Here is a 13,631-nt window from a genome sequence, read left to right on the forward strand (position 1 = left end):
TGTGGCGCGCACCGAGACCAGCAGCGGGGTCAACACCATTACGACGCACAATGCAGGGTCGCTGACGCTAGACGGAGCCGGCAACGTAATCCAACGCAGCCTGTCCCTCCCAGGAGGTGTATCAGTCTCCCTTCCGATAGGCGAGGATGCTAAATGGTCGTACCCGAACCTGCACGGCGACTCCACGTGGACTGCCGCGGCGAATGGCACCCGCTCAGGCATTTACCTTTACGACCCGTTTGGGCAGCCGATGGACATTGTCACGAAGGTTATCGGGTCGGCCACCTCCGACCAGGCTGTGCCTGATTCACAGCCTGGTAGCTTCGACCCAGGCTGGGTCGGTGGAAAGGGCAAGAGTTACGAACATGCCGGTTCGATAGCCACGATCGAGATGGGTCTCCGGATGTACGTCAGCTGGCTCGGCCGGTTCCTCGCGCAGGATCCTGTAACTGGTGGCAATACCAGCCGTTACAACTACCCGAATGACCCTGTGAACATGTACGACTTGAATGGAGCGTACTCGCGCCACATTGGGAACCGTGACGATCGACCCATGCGCACGGCTCCCACTGCTGGACCTAGACCGGGACGCACCGGGCCCTCGGCCGGGCCCTCCCCTATCTACATCCCAGACCCAGGCAAGATCAAGATCAACGGTGTGCCGATGGTCCAGTACGTCGCGAGGGAGATAGCGTTGTGGGCCTCCGTAGCCTCGATGGTGGCCTCGGTCGTCGCCCTGGGTTTGGACTACACACGCAACCCCTGGGTATCCCTAACAGCCAACGCCGTAGCACTCGCCTTGGCACAAAACAGCGTGTTCTACGGGTGCCTTGCTGACTGGGGTACTGACGCGTGCAGTGTCGGAATCGGGCTCTACTTCCTATCTCTCGGGTCGGCTGCGATGGCTTTTGCGATGCCCAACCCCGCGAACGCGACGGATGTTCTGGTAAACCAGTTCAATTCGGCAGCCATCCGCGTTGCCGTACTCAACGGCGGAGTCCTCGGAAACCAACTTCTCAACCAGAAATGAAATGACTAAAGATCAGATTCGCCTCGGCTCGCCGCGGTTTCGAAACGTTGGCGCTCTCGCCTCGGCCCTCGCTCCGGTTGTACCGCTTGTGCTGCTGGTGGTGCTGACAGCTCGATCCGCACAGACTGGAGCGCGGGACCTCGTCACCTTGATTCTTGTGGTGGCTGCGGGAGCCGTGTTCGCGCTATTGACGTTCTACGTTGTGTGGTTCGCCCACCCCATGCGGGAAGCGCACATCCGCAGGCACGTACCTGATTTGGTCCAAACAATTCCAGTCATCGCCTCAGTAGACGCCGTCGAGTCGATTCAGGCTGACAGTGGGCTAGACCCGCGCCCTAAGTTCGCGCCCGAGTTTCCTCCAATACCGCTGAGCTTGGCGGTTACGCGTGACGGCCTGCAGATATGGGCTGGACGAGTCAGCTATCGGCTGGTCTGGTGGCGGCCCTGGTCCTGGCTTGGTGAAGTTGAGTTCGACTGGAACAAGACCGGCCTCGGCTACACGGACCGCGCTCTGCGGATCCCCGCTATCAACCCGAATTTGCCGGGACACAGCGCCATCCTGAAGCTGACCGTGACGGGAGGGCCATTGGGAGTCGTTCCGTCATCGGAGCGGCAGGTGGGACGAGCTGTCGCGGTGATCGAACATGCCCGCGCGTCCGGCGGCGCACCGAAGTAGGAAGACGACCCAGGACCACCTCGGCCAAGGAGGCGTCGATCGGCGGAATGACCGATCCGCGTTTCAGCCAGCATCATGGCCAAGCCGGGAATCTTGGACGGCGGACGTGGCTGGTGGTTACCCGGACCATGAGTACGACGAACCCCCTATCGCAGGCAGCCAGGATGACGACGATCGCTAGCGGGCGAATCTGACCGGCTAGGTGGTTCGGGGCCTACTGATTCTCTTTGGGCGCGTCATATCGCCGCGTCGGGGACCACAAGCGGTAGTTCTGAAGATGTTCCGACAGAGCTCTGGAGGCGTGCGACCGTCGACGTAACGGATGATGTTCGGCGGAATCTACCAAACGGGGACATTCAAGCCGTGTCTCGAATGGGGATCGCTCACCGAAGTGCTCCGCGCGCATGGCGGCGCCGCGGTTTTCCAATGCGCACTTCTTCTCGTAAGACCCACCCGATGACTATTCCGCTGAGGGGAGGCCAATCGACATACTGGAGGAGTGGCAAGTCACCTCATTGGCTACGCGAGAGTCTCGACCGACAAACAGGACGCGACGCTGCAGCGCGACGCCCTCCTCGCGGCCGGCGTCGACGAGAAGAACCTCTACGTCGACCACGGACTGACTGGCACGAATCGTGCCCGGCCCGCTCTTCGCGAAGCTCTGGCCGCATCCCGCGACGGCGACACGTTAATGGTCACGAAGCTTGATCGCCTGGCCCGGTCGGTCCCGGACGCCCGAGATCTCGTCGACGAGCTGACCAGCAAAGGCGTGAAGCTTCGGATCGGGGACAGCGTGCACGACCCGCACGACCCCACGGGTCGGCTCCTCTTCAACGCCCTTGCGATGGTGGCGGAGTTCGAAGCGGATCTCATCCGCGCCCGCACCCGCGAAGGGATGCGCGTCGCGAAGGCTAAGGGTCGACTGCGGGGCAAGAAGCCGAAGCTGTCCGAGACGATCGAGGGGCATCTCGTGGCTGAATACCATTCGGGCGACTTCACGATCGCTGAACTGTCCGAGCGGTTCAAAGTGGCGCCGGCTACCGTCTACCGCGCAGTACGGAGAGCTGAATCGAAAGCCAAGGCGGTCGCAGCCACGACTCTGCCGCGCCCTACCGAAGAAAGATGATGGCAACGCCAGACCCTGCCGACATGCGTCGGTTAGATCTCGAGCAAAAGTACGCTGAGCGACCGGTCTCTAGCCTCTACCTACGCCTCTCGAGGACGACCCACTGGGCAAAATGTTCGCGTTTCTCCCCCAGAGGGTCAGATCGGTTCGAGTAGTCAGCTCCGCGCCCAGATGCAGCAACTACTTATCTCTGCCGACGACGGATGGCTCGACAAGATGGACGCGCCGCGCGACTTCGAACAGGATTCGATCTGGCAGTGACTAGGCCGAGACTCGGTTCCGACCCAAACCATTCAGTTCTCATCCGTCCGGCCTGGCTGCTTGCCTGCCTGCCTGAAGAGCAGTAGCCAGCTAGAGACCCGCGACCGTTCCATCTAGAACCATAGGTACGGGGTCCGGCTGACCGGTATAGGTAGACCGCGGCACCCATTGGATTCGAAGACGGCGAGCCCCCTGGTGCGCGGGACCAAGCGCGAGTGAGTCCACCCTGGAAGCGAAGCCTTCACCAAGAAGCCACTCAGTTAGCAGCAGTCGCGCCGCCGCGCGCAGAACGCCATCATCCAGTCCCATCCCCTTGAGGGGAGCCAACGGATCAACGGGTCGGGTGATCCACCGCGCCTGCTCACCCAGCAGCGTCGTCCCGAATAGTCCGTCCGAAAGCGACTGCATGACTGCCTCCTCCGTTGATACGCCGCTCATTGCCACGTAAGTACCCGAGGTTCGGCGCTCCAGAGCGCTCATTTTCAAGCGCTCATCGTGACCGGCAGTCGAAACAGTCTTCGTCGACAACTCTGTGACCTGAACACGGAGCGCGGCGTGCGGGGAAGCAAATGGAACATCGCCTGCGCGAGTGTCCCTCAGGCGCACAAGTTCCGAATGAACCGCATCGCTGCGTACCGACGCCATGATCGCGATTGTCTGACCGTCGTTGACGATCTCGCGTGCACGAAAGAGTGTTCGGCCCACGCGTACCCACGGTGCGAGCTCCTCCGCAGCCAACTCCTTCAGACGTCGCTGGACACGCGAGCCCAGATCCGACGGATCGCTCCAGGGGCTCGTTGTGTAGAGATTACGGGCGCCTTCGACGAGGTCGCGCTGAGCGCCATCCATTTGGCCACTCGCTTCTCCGTGCACATAGAGACACAACCGCAAGCCCTCTTGCTCTGCCTCGCGGTACTCCGCATGGGTAGCCGAGTACCCGCTGGGCATGCGTACGCCGTAACGCGTACCCCAGAGGCCGATGTAGATGTCGGAGCTGCGAACACCAGACAGGTACGCCTGCTCGGCGGAGACATCTTGGGCCCCAAGATCTTCGAACATCACTGGTGTAGCACCAATTGACTCGATCGCTGTCCGTACCGCGGCTCGCTCTTGGGGCATATCTGTGATGAGGCTGGAAACGAACACTCGCCGACCAGCTGCCCAAACTCGGATCTCTTCATCAGCGGGAGCTAAGGATACCGAGCGCTGATCAACCAGCAACGGTGAGACGTCCATAACCCCTAGTTCACCACCTGATGCAGTCCATCGCGTCAGGGAGCGCTGCTTAATGCGGTCATCGATCGGTCGCGATACGGACGCCTATAGGCAATACTGTCCGCATGATTGAGGTCGGCACAGCGGTCAAGACATCTGAGGGATTCATGGGACGCGTCCTGGGGAGACACGGTTCGGTTGGCGCTGGCGGGGCCTTCGAATACCGTTCGTTGCCCGAGGACCTGAATGTGGCGGTCTACGCCGTTCTGAATGACGAAACCGGGGAAGTGCGTTTCTTCACCAGCGCGGCGCTGGTCGCGCAATCATCATGAGCGAGGGAATCTCGTTCCCTCGCTCATGCCTCTGGATCTAGAGCGCGCCCTCAGTTCTTGTGTCGGAGTTCGAAGGGGACGACTTAACGGCTGGCGAGCTCGCTGGCCGACATGGGTCGGCGTCGTGGCCGCATATTGGGCGGCGGATCAGACGAGAGCGACATTGAGCCTGACGCGCTGCCACGGAGGAGACAATCGCCGGGCGGGTGCAAAGGCGCACAGACGCGTGCACCGGTAGCTTCTTCGAACCGCCCAGGGGGACCTATGAGTATGAACTCCGCTGTTCCGGATGTGCGCATCAAGCTAGCCATCGCGGGGTTGTTCGCTGTCGTGGTTCTTATTGCGAGCGGGGTTGGGTTCGTTGCTTGCCTGGTCGGTTTTATTGCCGCCGGGCACGGAGCGCTCATCGTAGAGATGATCGGGTGCGGGCTCGGTCTCGCGGCCGGTATGTACTAGATGTGGCTCGCCGTAGGGGCTCCCAACGCGTTCTAAGCACACCCGCCCGTACACCTTCCCGGTCCCTACAGATCCTCGGCGCCGTTCAGCACTCTGAAGTTGAAGACTGGGGAGGTGCACAGCTGGGTATCCGGGCCGTTTGCAAGCCTTCGCTTGCGCTGAGCCGGTGGCTACTATTGGCAGCGTCGGGAAGCGGGCCTGGCTTTGGGGGAGTGACATGCCGTACGTAGTTGTGGGGGCGCTGGTTGCGGTAGTCGTCGTGGTCGCGCTGCTCATCCAGTACTGGTACGTCGTTGTACCGGTTGCACTCGTCGCGGTCGCGGCGATCTTCCTGCCTCGACTGATCCGGCACATCCGGAAGCAGCAATACTTCGCCAGCGAGGTTTTCCTGCAGCACAAGGCAGCGTTAGCCGCCGTCGTTGCCGAGCACAACGCGATCGCGCAATACGCGTCCGAGATTCGAGCGAACGGCGCGTTCCAGCTGGGCGCCTCCTCGACAGGGTCGCAATCCCACCTAGCCTCCTTCGAAAACACCAGCCAGTACGCCTACCGCAGAGACCGGAACGTCGCCGAGTACTCGAACTCAAACGTCCACAACTGTTCGCTCCAGGTAGTCCGCAACGCGGCGCAGGACCCGCTCAAGTACTTGATGAAGTACTTCGATATCAAGGCGACCGAGGACTCGATCGGTCGTGTGGAAGCGCTCGGCGAAAGCATCTCTCGGCTCGAGGATGCCGTCGCCAACCTCCACCAGCGGGAAGCTGGCATCGCGCGCTCCGTCAATCCGCCCCCGTTCATCCTGAAGTACTACCGCGACGAGTTCATGGGACATGTCGGAGTGAATCTCGCGCCGATCGATGTGCCCTACCCGACGTACGTCTTCGAATACGTCAGCGCTGGCGGAAACAGCTCCCAACGAACCACCATCGACCTGGACACCCCCACGATCGACGCCCTGATCGATCGCCTGTCGGAGAAGATCAAATTCCGTCAGAGCGCAGCCGGCCAGCGCGCGCTGATGACCGCCCGGCTCCGATCCTTTATTAAGGACAGAGACAACCACGCTTGCCAGTCCTGTTCGCTGTCCGTCGCGATGGAACCCAACCTGCTGCTTGAGGTCGACCACATCATTCCGGTATCCCGCGGGGGCCTCTCAGTGGTCGAGAACTTGCAGACACTCTGCTGGCGATGCAACCGATCCAAGTCAAACAAGGTGGCATGACAGAGTGCATCACACCGATATGGAACACGATCTCATTGCGCAAGTCGGCGAGGTCGTGCCTGAGAGCCTGAATTGCACGCTAAGGGGACGGGCGGCGCGTCTGAAACGGCCACTCTGGTTGGGCGAACCGACAGAGCGCTGTGGGTCCCCCGGTTCACTCAAGCCGCGCGGGTATGCGCTACCGCGGAGTGTCAATGGCCGGCGGCCAGCCCCCACGTTCGTCACACCTCCGGCAGCGGGGCTTGTCGGGGTGACCCGAGACCTGCATTGTCCGGGTCCGAATCCGAACTGATCGGAGATTAGATGGCAGCGAAAGCACGCATACGATCGGGTTTCACTCTCGGAGGGGAACAGGCAGAGGCCGATCCCCTTGCGTCGGAGGCCTTTGTCGAAACGGGTCTCTACGAAGTTCTCGCCAGTCGTAGCGACCCCCGCAGCTTCTTGATCGGACGCACTGGATCTGGTAAATCGGCCGCGCTACAGCATCTGGAAGAGGTAGAGACGGGGCGGGTAATCCGCATCTCGCCAGAAGACCTATCGCTTCCCTACATCACCGACATGCAGGTTATTCGGTACATGGATTCCCTGAACGTCAAGCTCGATCTGTTCTGGATTGCTCTTTGGAAGCACGTCCTGTTGGTCGAGATCATTCGTCATCGCTACGGCGTCAACTCTCCAGAAGCGAAGCAGCGATTTCTCTCAGGCCTGAGAGAAAAGCTGACGCGTCAGCCGGGGAAACAAGCTGCACTCGACTATCTCGAAGAATTTGAAGGGAAGTTTTGGTGCGACGCCGATGAGAGGGTCCGAGAGATAACGGATCGATTCACTGAGCGACTCGGTGCCGAAGGGGGGCTAAGCGCAGCCGCTGGGGGACTGGGAGTCAAGATCGGTGCAGAAGCTTCAACGGAGCAAACCGTTGAAAAGAGGAGCGAGATCGCCGATCGCTACCAACGAATTGTCAACGAGACGCAGCTCGCAAAGCTCAACCAGATGCTAGTCGTTCTAAACGAAGAAATTCTCGACGATTCCCACTTCACCTACATCGTCATCGACGACCTGGACCGGGATTGGGTCGACGAGCGCCTCGCAAACGATCTCATTCGTTGTCTCTTCCGGACCGTTCTCGACATGCAGCGAGTTAGGAATCTCAAAGTCATCGTTGCGCTCCGCACCAACATTTTCCAAGAGCTCGATTTCGGAGCCAGCGGGGGGCAAGAAGAGAAGTTCAGGGCGCTCGTTCTCGAAATGCGCTGGACCCCAGCTCTTCTCGAGGAAATTCTCGATCACCGCGTTCGAGTGGCCGCCCGCGATACTGCCCTCGATGCCTCTTCTATGCGCGAGCTAGCTCCGCACAACAACAACACGCGCGGTAATCCCGTTACCTACATACTCGAGCGCACCCTGCTGCGCCCAAGAGACGCAATCGCATACGCCAACCAATGTTTCTCGGCCGCCGCAGGAAAAACTCGGCTGATGTGGGAGGACATTCAGAACGCCGAGCGCCAGTACTCGGCGAACCGGCTTCTTGCACTTCGGGATGAGTGGAAACCCACTTATCCAGGAATCGATCGAGTTGTGCAGAAATTCCACGGTGCTCCAGCTCGAATGTCGAAGACGGACTTTCAAAGTCGCTTGGACGAAGCGATGTTGCTGGTCGCGGATCCGACCTTCTCCGGAGTACGTTGGTTGACGGATTTCTCCAAAGCCATGTGGGACGGTCAGGGCGACGACAAGAGCTGGTTCCAGCTATATCAACCTCTTGTTTCTCTCCTCTATTCGATCGGTCTCATTGGTTGCGCCGGCTCAGGGAGCAGCGCACCTGTCTTTTATGTAACGGATCCATTGCTCGCGGACTCGGCGACCACGCTTGAGCGGTGTGAATACTTCCACGTGCACCGAATGTTTCACAAAGCACTCGACGTGCAGCGGTCGGGTGAGACTCGTTGATGCGTAGAGCCCGACAAGTGGCCCCTGAAAATCGACGCAGCGAAGACCCGTAGTGGTTGCGACCCATGTGCAGTAGAGCGGTATAGCTGAGCACGTGAGGTTTTCTAAGCTGGTCCGAGCTCTACGGGCGAGAGGCGAGGATCGGAGACGAGTTGACGAACTCCGACACGCCATTCTGAGTTACTCGACCGCGGAACCTAAAGACTCAGCCGGAATAGAGACTGATAACCGTAATTATGTCAATATGAGCGTCTCCCGAGCGCTAGCTCTGTGGAAAACTGCTGCCCTCTGACGGCGGAAGCAGCGCGTCAAGTTCAGCTCGAGAGAAGGTTAGTTCCTCGTCACTCCGCAGCGCGTTTCGGGCACGAGCGTATGCCTTCTCAGAGGTCTGTGGGGCGTGCTCATCAACGATCTGCGCCTGCCGCCCGAGTTCGTCCCGTCGCGTCCTCAGGGCATTAGTGACTGCGGGGCTCGCGGATGATGCGATTGAGTGCTGCCGCGTACGCGGGTCGATCTTCGTCATTCGCGACGTCTCCGCGGCCGGCACTGATCGGGTCATCGGACAGCAACTCGATGATCGCTTGCAGGTCGTCAAGCGTCGCGCGACGCACGAGCACGTTTGCGTCGCGGGCTCTAATGGAAGCGGGAAGGTCCAGACGGTCGATCACGCTTCATTCTCTCGACCAGGGACGAGTTCTGCGATCGCGGTCCCAGAGCGCACCTATAGCGATCCGCGAGAGAAACTTTCGCGCGCCTGCAGGCGTCCGAGTCAATCGTGACGCCCGCAACCGTGGACCGCCAATGAACTCCCAGCGTCCAGAGCCAAGCGCGACGGCGAGGTGAACCACAGCGGGTGTCGACGTGAAGACACGCGAAGGTCCGTGGCGACTTCGAGGGGCCGCGCAATCGAGATCAGCCTTTGAAAACGTGCATCGATATGCGGAGCTCGGAGACCCTGACAGCGTCCTGTTCCGAACGGCGCGCCTCGACGTCTAAACGATCCTTGCCTCCGACCTGGTCACTTGGTTCCGGTGGTGGCAACTCCCTGCACGAAGCTCTTCTGGATGATCAGGAACATGACCACGACCGGCAGGAGCGAGAGCACCGATCCGGCCATGAGGAGGCTGTACTCGGTGGTCTGCTGGCCGGCGAACAGCGCCAGGCCGGCAGGCAGAGTGGATGAGTCCACGCTGTTGGTCATGATCAGCGGCCAGATGAGGTCGTTCCAGTTGCCCTGGAAGTGAAACAGGCCCAGGGTCAGAAGCGCAGGCCCCGCCAACGGGGCCATGATCGTCCGGAAGATTCGCCACTCGCCTGCCCCGTCGACTCGGGCTGCGTCTTCCAGATCGCGCGGCAGCGAGAGGAAGTACTGCCGCATGAAGAAGATTCCGAAGGCATTCGTCAGTCGCGGGACGATCAGCCCGGGGAGGGTGTTGACCAGCCCGAGGTTGTGCATGAGCTCGTAAAGCGGGACGAGGGTCACCTGGAAGGGCAGCATCAGCAGGACGACGATGAGGATCAGCATGACGCCACTGCCGCGGAATCGAAGCCTCGCCAGCGCGTAACCCGCCATCGAGTCGAACAGCAGCGAGAACACGGTCACCGTCCCCGCGAAGACGAACGTGTTCAGGTACAGCCGAGCGAACGGGATGCGCTGAAACACGTCGATGAAGCTCTGCACCGACCAGGTGCGCGGAAGCAGGGTCGGCGGGAACGCGCTCAGGTCGGCGTCCGGGCGGAAGGCCGCGGACAGCATCCAGATGATCGGCAGGAGGACCATCAGAGACAGTCCGAGGGCGGCGATCGAGAGGAGGACGCGGAAGATCGTCCGAGAGCTCAAAAGACGCGCCGTACGGGTCGGGCGTTCGGTACGGGCGGTTCGCGATGCCTCGCGGGTGAGTGTCGTCATCAGTAGGTCACAGCTCGTTTGCGGAAATAGGCGAATTGGGCCAGCGAGAAGATGAGGAGTATGCCCAGCAAGAGGTAGGAGAGCGCCGAGGCATAGCCGAAGTCCAGCTGGGTGAAGCCGGTGCGGTAGATCATCATCACCAGCGTCTCGGTCTTGAAAAACGGACCGCCCTGCGTCATCACGTAGATCTGGTCAAAGGCCTGCACGTTGGTGATGGTCGCGACGATGGCGATGAGCATGGTCTGGTTGCCCAGCAGCGGCCAGGTGATCGAGAAGAAGCGGCGGACGGGGCCCGCGCCATCGGTGCTCGCGGCCTCGTAGATCTCGCGCGGGATGGACTGGATCCCGGCGAGGTACATCACCACGTAGAAGCCGAGGTTCTTCCAGATCCCGACCATGATCACCGCGATCATCGCCAGGGACGGATCACGGAGCCAGCCCTGGCCGCTGCCGATCCCGAGCTGCTTGAGCCAGTACGAGAGCAGGCCGATCTCCGGGTTCAGCAGGAAGGACCATGCGATCGCGACCACACCCATCGAGACGATGAAGGGGACGAAGATCGCCGTCCGGGCGAATCCGCGAAACAGGAATCGCTGATTGAGCCCGACGGCGATCAGCAGGGCGAGTCCGACGCTGATGATCGTCGTGGCGGCCGCGTAGACCAGAGTGTTCACCACGGCGTTGCCCGCCTGCGGATCGGTGAAGATCCTGGCGTAGTTGTCGAGTCCCACCCATTCGGGGACAGCAAGGAGGTTGAACTTCGTGAACGACAGATAGGCCGCTCGGAGCATGGGATAGGCGGTGAAGACACCGAGGATCAGCAGGCTCGGCGCGAGGAACAGCCAAGCGGCGCGGGCTTGACCCACCCCCGGCGAGAAGCGTCGCTTCCTCCGTCGGCGGATGTCCCAGGGGTGGGTCGATGCCATCGTCTACCTCAATCCTCTCGCTGTAGAACCGGCTACTTGTCGAGCAGCGCCTGGGCGTCCTTGTTCGCCTGCTTGAACAGCTGGTCCACCGTGCCTTCGCCGTTGAGCGCCTTCTGCAGCGCCGGGACGAAGACGGTGGTGTTGATCGTGGAGCCGTTCTTGACCCCGGCGAGGAACACCTTCGAGGCGCTGGTGACCTTCGGGTCGCCGAAGATGGCCGGATAGGGGTTGCTGCCGGTATCCGCCGAGGTGATGTCCGTGCGCGTGGACGGGAATCCGGTCTCCTCCGAGTACTTCGCCTGGACCTTCTTGCCGTTCCAGTACGTCGCGAAGGCGTAGGCGGCCTTCTTCTGCTCGTCGGACACGCCCTTCGGCACCGTGAACGATACGGAGCCGGCGAGGCTGATCTGGTCCTTCGGGCCGGCGAAGGTTTGTGCGACCCCGAAGTTGATGCCCGCCTGCTTGATGGCCGGCGCGACCCACGGCCCGCACAGCTCGATCGCAGCCTTGCCCGTCTGGAAGAGCTTGTCGGCGTCCGGTCCGTTCATCCCGACAGGCGTGATCTTGTTCTTGCGGACCTGGTCGACCCAGAAGTTGAGCGCCTCGAGGGTCTTGGGGTCGTCGAGGAGCGCCTTCTTGCCGTCGTCGCTCACAATCCCGCCGCCCGTGTTCCAGAGCAGCGGCTGGAACATCGGAACGGTGTCGTGGTCGCCGAGCGAGATGGGGTACTGCTCGGGGGTGCCGTCGCCGTCCTTGTCGATGGTGAGCTTGGGCGCCATCTCGGCGAACTCGGCCCAGGTCGCCGGCGGGTGGTCGTATCCTGCCGCGGCGAACATGTCCTTGTTCCAATACATCATCTCGGTGAAAAAGTTCAGCGGGATGCCGTAGGTCTTGCCGTCCAGCTTGTTCGCGTCGACCGCCGCCTTCACGAGCTTGTCGGTGTCGAGCTGCCCGCTCGCATAGAAGTCGTCGACAGGCTGCAGGGCGCCCGCATCGACGTACTGAGCCATGTCGGCGGTGTCGATGGAGACGACGCCCGGGCCACTGCCGGACGCGATGCTCGACAGCAGTTTCTGCTTCAGCACGTCCCACGGCATCGCCGTGCTGACGACCTTGATCTTGTCCTGGCTCTTGTTGAAGCCGGAGACGACCTCATCGACGGAGGTCTTGTCAGACCCTGTCAACCCGTTCCAGAACTGCAACGTAAGGGTGCCGGTTCCGTCGCCGGGCGCGTTCGATCCGGAACAGCCTGTGAGGCTGAGCGCCGCCGCGACGCCGGCGACGATGGCGACGCCGGCGAGCCGGCGTCCTCGGGTGGTCAAACTCATTGCGATCCTCCTCGATGCAACGTTGCACGAAATGTGGGTGTCATCGTCACACAGAAAATGCAACGATGTCAATTTGGCGCCGAATACGACGGCCCGACGGTCGACTCGCCGACCTGTAGCGAGTAGGGGACGATCTCCATGTGCGGGGCGGAATCGCGGTGCTCGATCTGGCCCAGCAACAACTCGACCGCCCGTCGTGCGATCTCCGGCTTGTCGGGCGCGACCGTGGTCAGGGTCGGCGTCGAGTACCGCCCCTCCTCGATGCCGTCGAATCCCACGACGGCGATGTCATCCGGGATCCGCAGCCCCGAGGTCAGGATGGTCCGGATCGCACCGAGGGCCAGTAGGTCGTTCAGGCAGAACACCGCATCGGGGACGGGGTCGAGGCGGAGCAGCTCCGCCATCGCGGACGCGCCGTCCGACCGATGGAATTTCGAGGTCGTCGGCATGTACCGCGGGTCTGGAGCGATGCCGGCGGCCCTCAGCGCCGCCTTGTACCCCTCGGTGCGCAGCATCGAGGTGTTCAGCCGCACGGCGGGCCGGTCGCCGATCAGAGCGATGCGCTGTCTCCCAAGGTCGAGCAGATGCTGGGTAGCATCCTGCGCCGCCGCGACATTGTCCACCAGGACGTGGTCGAGCAGGCTGGTGTGCTGCTCGCCCAGGAGCACCAGCGGCAACGTCGACCGACGATCCTCGATCTCCTGGGAGGACATGGACACGGGGCTGAAGATGATCCCATCGAAGAGCGACGCCTGTGCACCGCGGTTGATCAGCTCACGCTCCCGGTCGAGACGACCGTCGGTCTGCTCGACGACGACGGTCATCCCCCGGGTCGAGAACTCATCGACCAGGCAGCGCGTGAGCTCCGCGAAGTAGGGCACATCGACCTCGGGCACGACCAGGGCGATGAGGCCTGATCTGCCGCTGCGCAGGTTCCGCGCAGCGAGGTTCGGCTGGTAGCCCAGCTCGTCGATGACCCGCTGCACGCGCTCCCGCGTCGCGGGACGGACATGCGGCCAATCGTTGACCACGTTGGACACCGTCCTGACCGAGACACCCGCACGTTCGGCCACATCCTTGAGCGTTGCCATGGTTCCTCCAAACACTCTCGTTTGCATCGTGGCACAAAATCCGCTTCACTGTTCTGTGCAGCGTTGCATTTTGACGCTCGCAACGCCCCCTCATCGTCACCCCGCGTTTCGG

At 61.7% G+C, this 13,631-nt stretch carries 13 protein-coding genes; 6 read left to right on the forward strand and 7 right to left on the reverse strand.

Annotated features, from left to right (window positions below):
• The 3 genes from AC59HU_RS16840 to AC59HU_RS16850 all read left to right on the forward strand — a co-directional run.
• Positions 1-1,030 (forward strand): RHS repeat-associated core domain-containing protein (locus AC59HU_RS16840; protein WP_497224580.1); only part of this gene is annotated, 1,030 nt, incomplete at its 5' end.
• Position 1,031: 1 nt separating this feature from the next.
• Positions 1,032-1,706 (forward strand): hypothetical protein, encoded by a 675-nt coding sequence (locus AC59HU_RS16845; RefSeq protein ID WP_497224581.1) that lies wholly within the window; start codon positions 1,032-1,034, stop codon positions 1,704-1,706.
• 499 nt (positions 1,707-2,205) lie between these two features.
• Positions 2,206-2,832: a recombinase family protein gene (locus AC59HU_RS16850; protein ID WP_497224582.1), complete on the forward strand. Its 627-nt coding sequence runs from the start codon at positions 2,206-2,208 to the stop codon at positions 2,830-2,832.
• 351 nt (positions 2,833-3,183) lie between these two features.
• Here the strand turns inward: AC59HU_RS16850 and AC59HU_RS16855 are convergent, their stop codons facing one another.
• A complete protein-coding gene (locus AC59HU_RS16855) occupies positions 3,184-4,329 on the reverse strand; it encodes a DUF4062 domain-containing protein (RefSeq protein WP_497224583.1) in 1,146 nt (381 codons plus the stop codon).
• 104 nt (positions 4,330-4,433) lie between these two features.
• Between AC59HU_RS16855 and AC59HU_RS16860 the strand changes: the two genes are divergently transcribed.
• The 3 genes from AC59HU_RS16860 (at position 4,434) to AC59HU_RS16870 (ending at position 8,265) form a co-directional block, all read left to right on the forward strand.
• A complete protein-coding gene (locus AC59HU_RS16860; protein WP_497224584.1) occupies positions 4,434-4,640 on the forward strand; it encodes a hypothetical protein in 207 nt (68 codons plus the stop codon).
• 673 nt (positions 4,641-5,313) lie between these two features.
• Positions 5,314-6,318: an HNH endonuclease gene (locus AC59HU_RS16865; protein WP_497224585.1), complete on the forward strand. Its 1,005-nt coding sequence runs from the start codon at positions 5,314-5,316 to the stop codon at positions 6,316-6,318.
• Positions 6,319-6,621: 303 nt separating this feature from the next.
• On the forward strand, positions 6,622-8,265 hold the full coding sequence (locus AC59HU_RS16870; RefSeq protein WP_497224586.1) for a P-loop ATPase, Sll1717 family: 1,644 nt from the start codon (positions 6,622-6,624) through the stop codon (positions 8,263-8,265).
• A gap of 262 nt (positions 8,266-8,527) precedes the next feature.
• Here AC59HU_RS16870 and AC59HU_RS16875 read toward each other — a convergent pair whose 3' ends face one another.
• The 6 genes from AC59HU_RS16875 to AC59HU_RS16900 form a co-directional block, all read right to left on the reverse strand.
• Positions 8,528-8,824: a hypothetical protein gene (locus AC59HU_RS16875; RefSeq protein WP_497224587.1), complete on the reverse strand. Its 297-nt coding sequence runs from the start codon at positions 8,822-8,824 to the stop codon at positions 8,528-8,530.
• Positions 8,721-8,933, reverse strand: a complete 213-nt coding sequence (locus AC59HU_RS16880; RefSeq protein ID WP_497224625.1) for a hypothetical protein — start codon at positions 8,931-8,933, stop codon at positions 8,721-8,723. The genes AC59HU_RS16875 and AC59HU_RS16880 overlap by 104 nt, the downstream gene beginning before the upstream one ends.
• Before the next feature lie 350 nt (positions 8,934-9,283).
• The gene (locus AC59HU_RS16885) at positions 9,284-10,045 is read right to left on the reverse strand and encodes a carbohydrate ABC transporter permease (RefSeq protein WP_497224588.1); all 762 of its coding nucleotides are present in this window, start codon (positions 10,043-10,045) and stop codon (positions 9,284-9,286) included.
• 128 nt (positions 10,046-10,173) lie between these two features.
• Complete coding sequence (locus AC59HU_RS16890; RefSeq protein WP_497224589.1) at positions 10,174-11,100, reverse strand: carbohydrate ABC transporter permease; 927 nt, start codon at positions 11,098-11,100, stop codon at positions 10,174-10,176.
• A 32-nt stretch (positions 11,101-11,132) separates the two neighbouring features.
• On the reverse strand, positions 11,133-12,428 hold the full coding sequence (locus AC59HU_RS16895; RefSeq protein WP_497224590.1) for an ABC transporter substrate-binding protein: 1,296 nt from the start codon (positions 12,426-12,428) through the stop codon (positions 11,133-11,135).
• 68 nt (positions 12,429-12,496) lie between these two features.
• Positions 12,497-13,519 (reverse strand): LacI family DNA-binding transcriptional regulator, encoded by a 1,023-nt coding sequence (locus AC59HU_RS16900; RefSeq protein ID WP_497224591.1) that lies wholly within the window; start codon positions 13,517-13,519, stop codon positions 12,497-12,499.
• Between the last annotated feature and the right edge of the window lie 112 nt (positions 13,520-13,631).

This window comes from Herbiconiux sp. 320_LB, from assembly GCF_059691755.1.

Excerpts from the sequence above, each read along its gene's own strand:
- AC59HU_RS16845 (WP_497224581.1), top strand. The coding sequence starts at position 1,032 with ATGACTAAAGATCAGATTCGCCTCGGCTCGCCGCGGTTTCGAAACGTT.
- AC59HU_RS16855 (WP_497224583.1), bottom strand. The coding sequence starts at position 4,329 with ATGGACGTCTCACCGTTGCTGGTTGATCAGCGCTCGGTATCCTTAGCT.
- AC59HU_RS16860 (WP_497224584.1), top strand. The coding sequence starts at position 4,434 with ATGATTGAGGTCGGCACAGCGGTCAAGACATCTGAGGGATTCATGGGA.
- AC59HU_RS16865 (WP_497224585.1), top strand. The coding sequence starts at position 5,314 with ATGCCGTACGTAGTTGTGGGGGCGCTGGTTGCGGTAGTCGTCGTGGTC.
- AC59HU_RS16870 (WP_497224586.1), top strand. The coding sequence starts at position 6,622 with ATGGCAGCGAAAGCACGCATACGATCGGGTTTCACTCTCGGAGGGGAA.
- AC59HU_RS16875 (WP_497224587.1), bottom strand. The coding sequence starts at position 8,824 with ATGACCCGATCAGTGCCGGCCGCGGAGACGTCGCGAATGACGAAGATC.
- AC59HU_RS16885 (WP_497224588.1), bottom strand. The coding sequence starts at position 10,045 with ATGGTCCTCCTGCCGATCATCTGGATGCTGTCCGCGGCCTTCCGCCCG.
- AC59HU_RS16890 (WP_497224589.1), bottom strand. The coding sequence starts at position 11,100 with ATGGCATCGACCCACCCCTGGGACATCCGCCGACGGAGGAAGCGACGC.
- AC59HU_RS16895 (WP_497224590.1), bottom strand. The coding sequence starts at position 12,428 with ATGAGTTTGACCACCCGAGGACGCCGGCTCGCCGGCGTCGCCATCGTC.
- AC59HU_RS16900 (WP_497224591.1), bottom strand. The coding sequence starts at position 13,519 with ATGGCAACGCTCAAGGATGTGGCCGAACGTGCGGGTGTCTCGGTCAGG.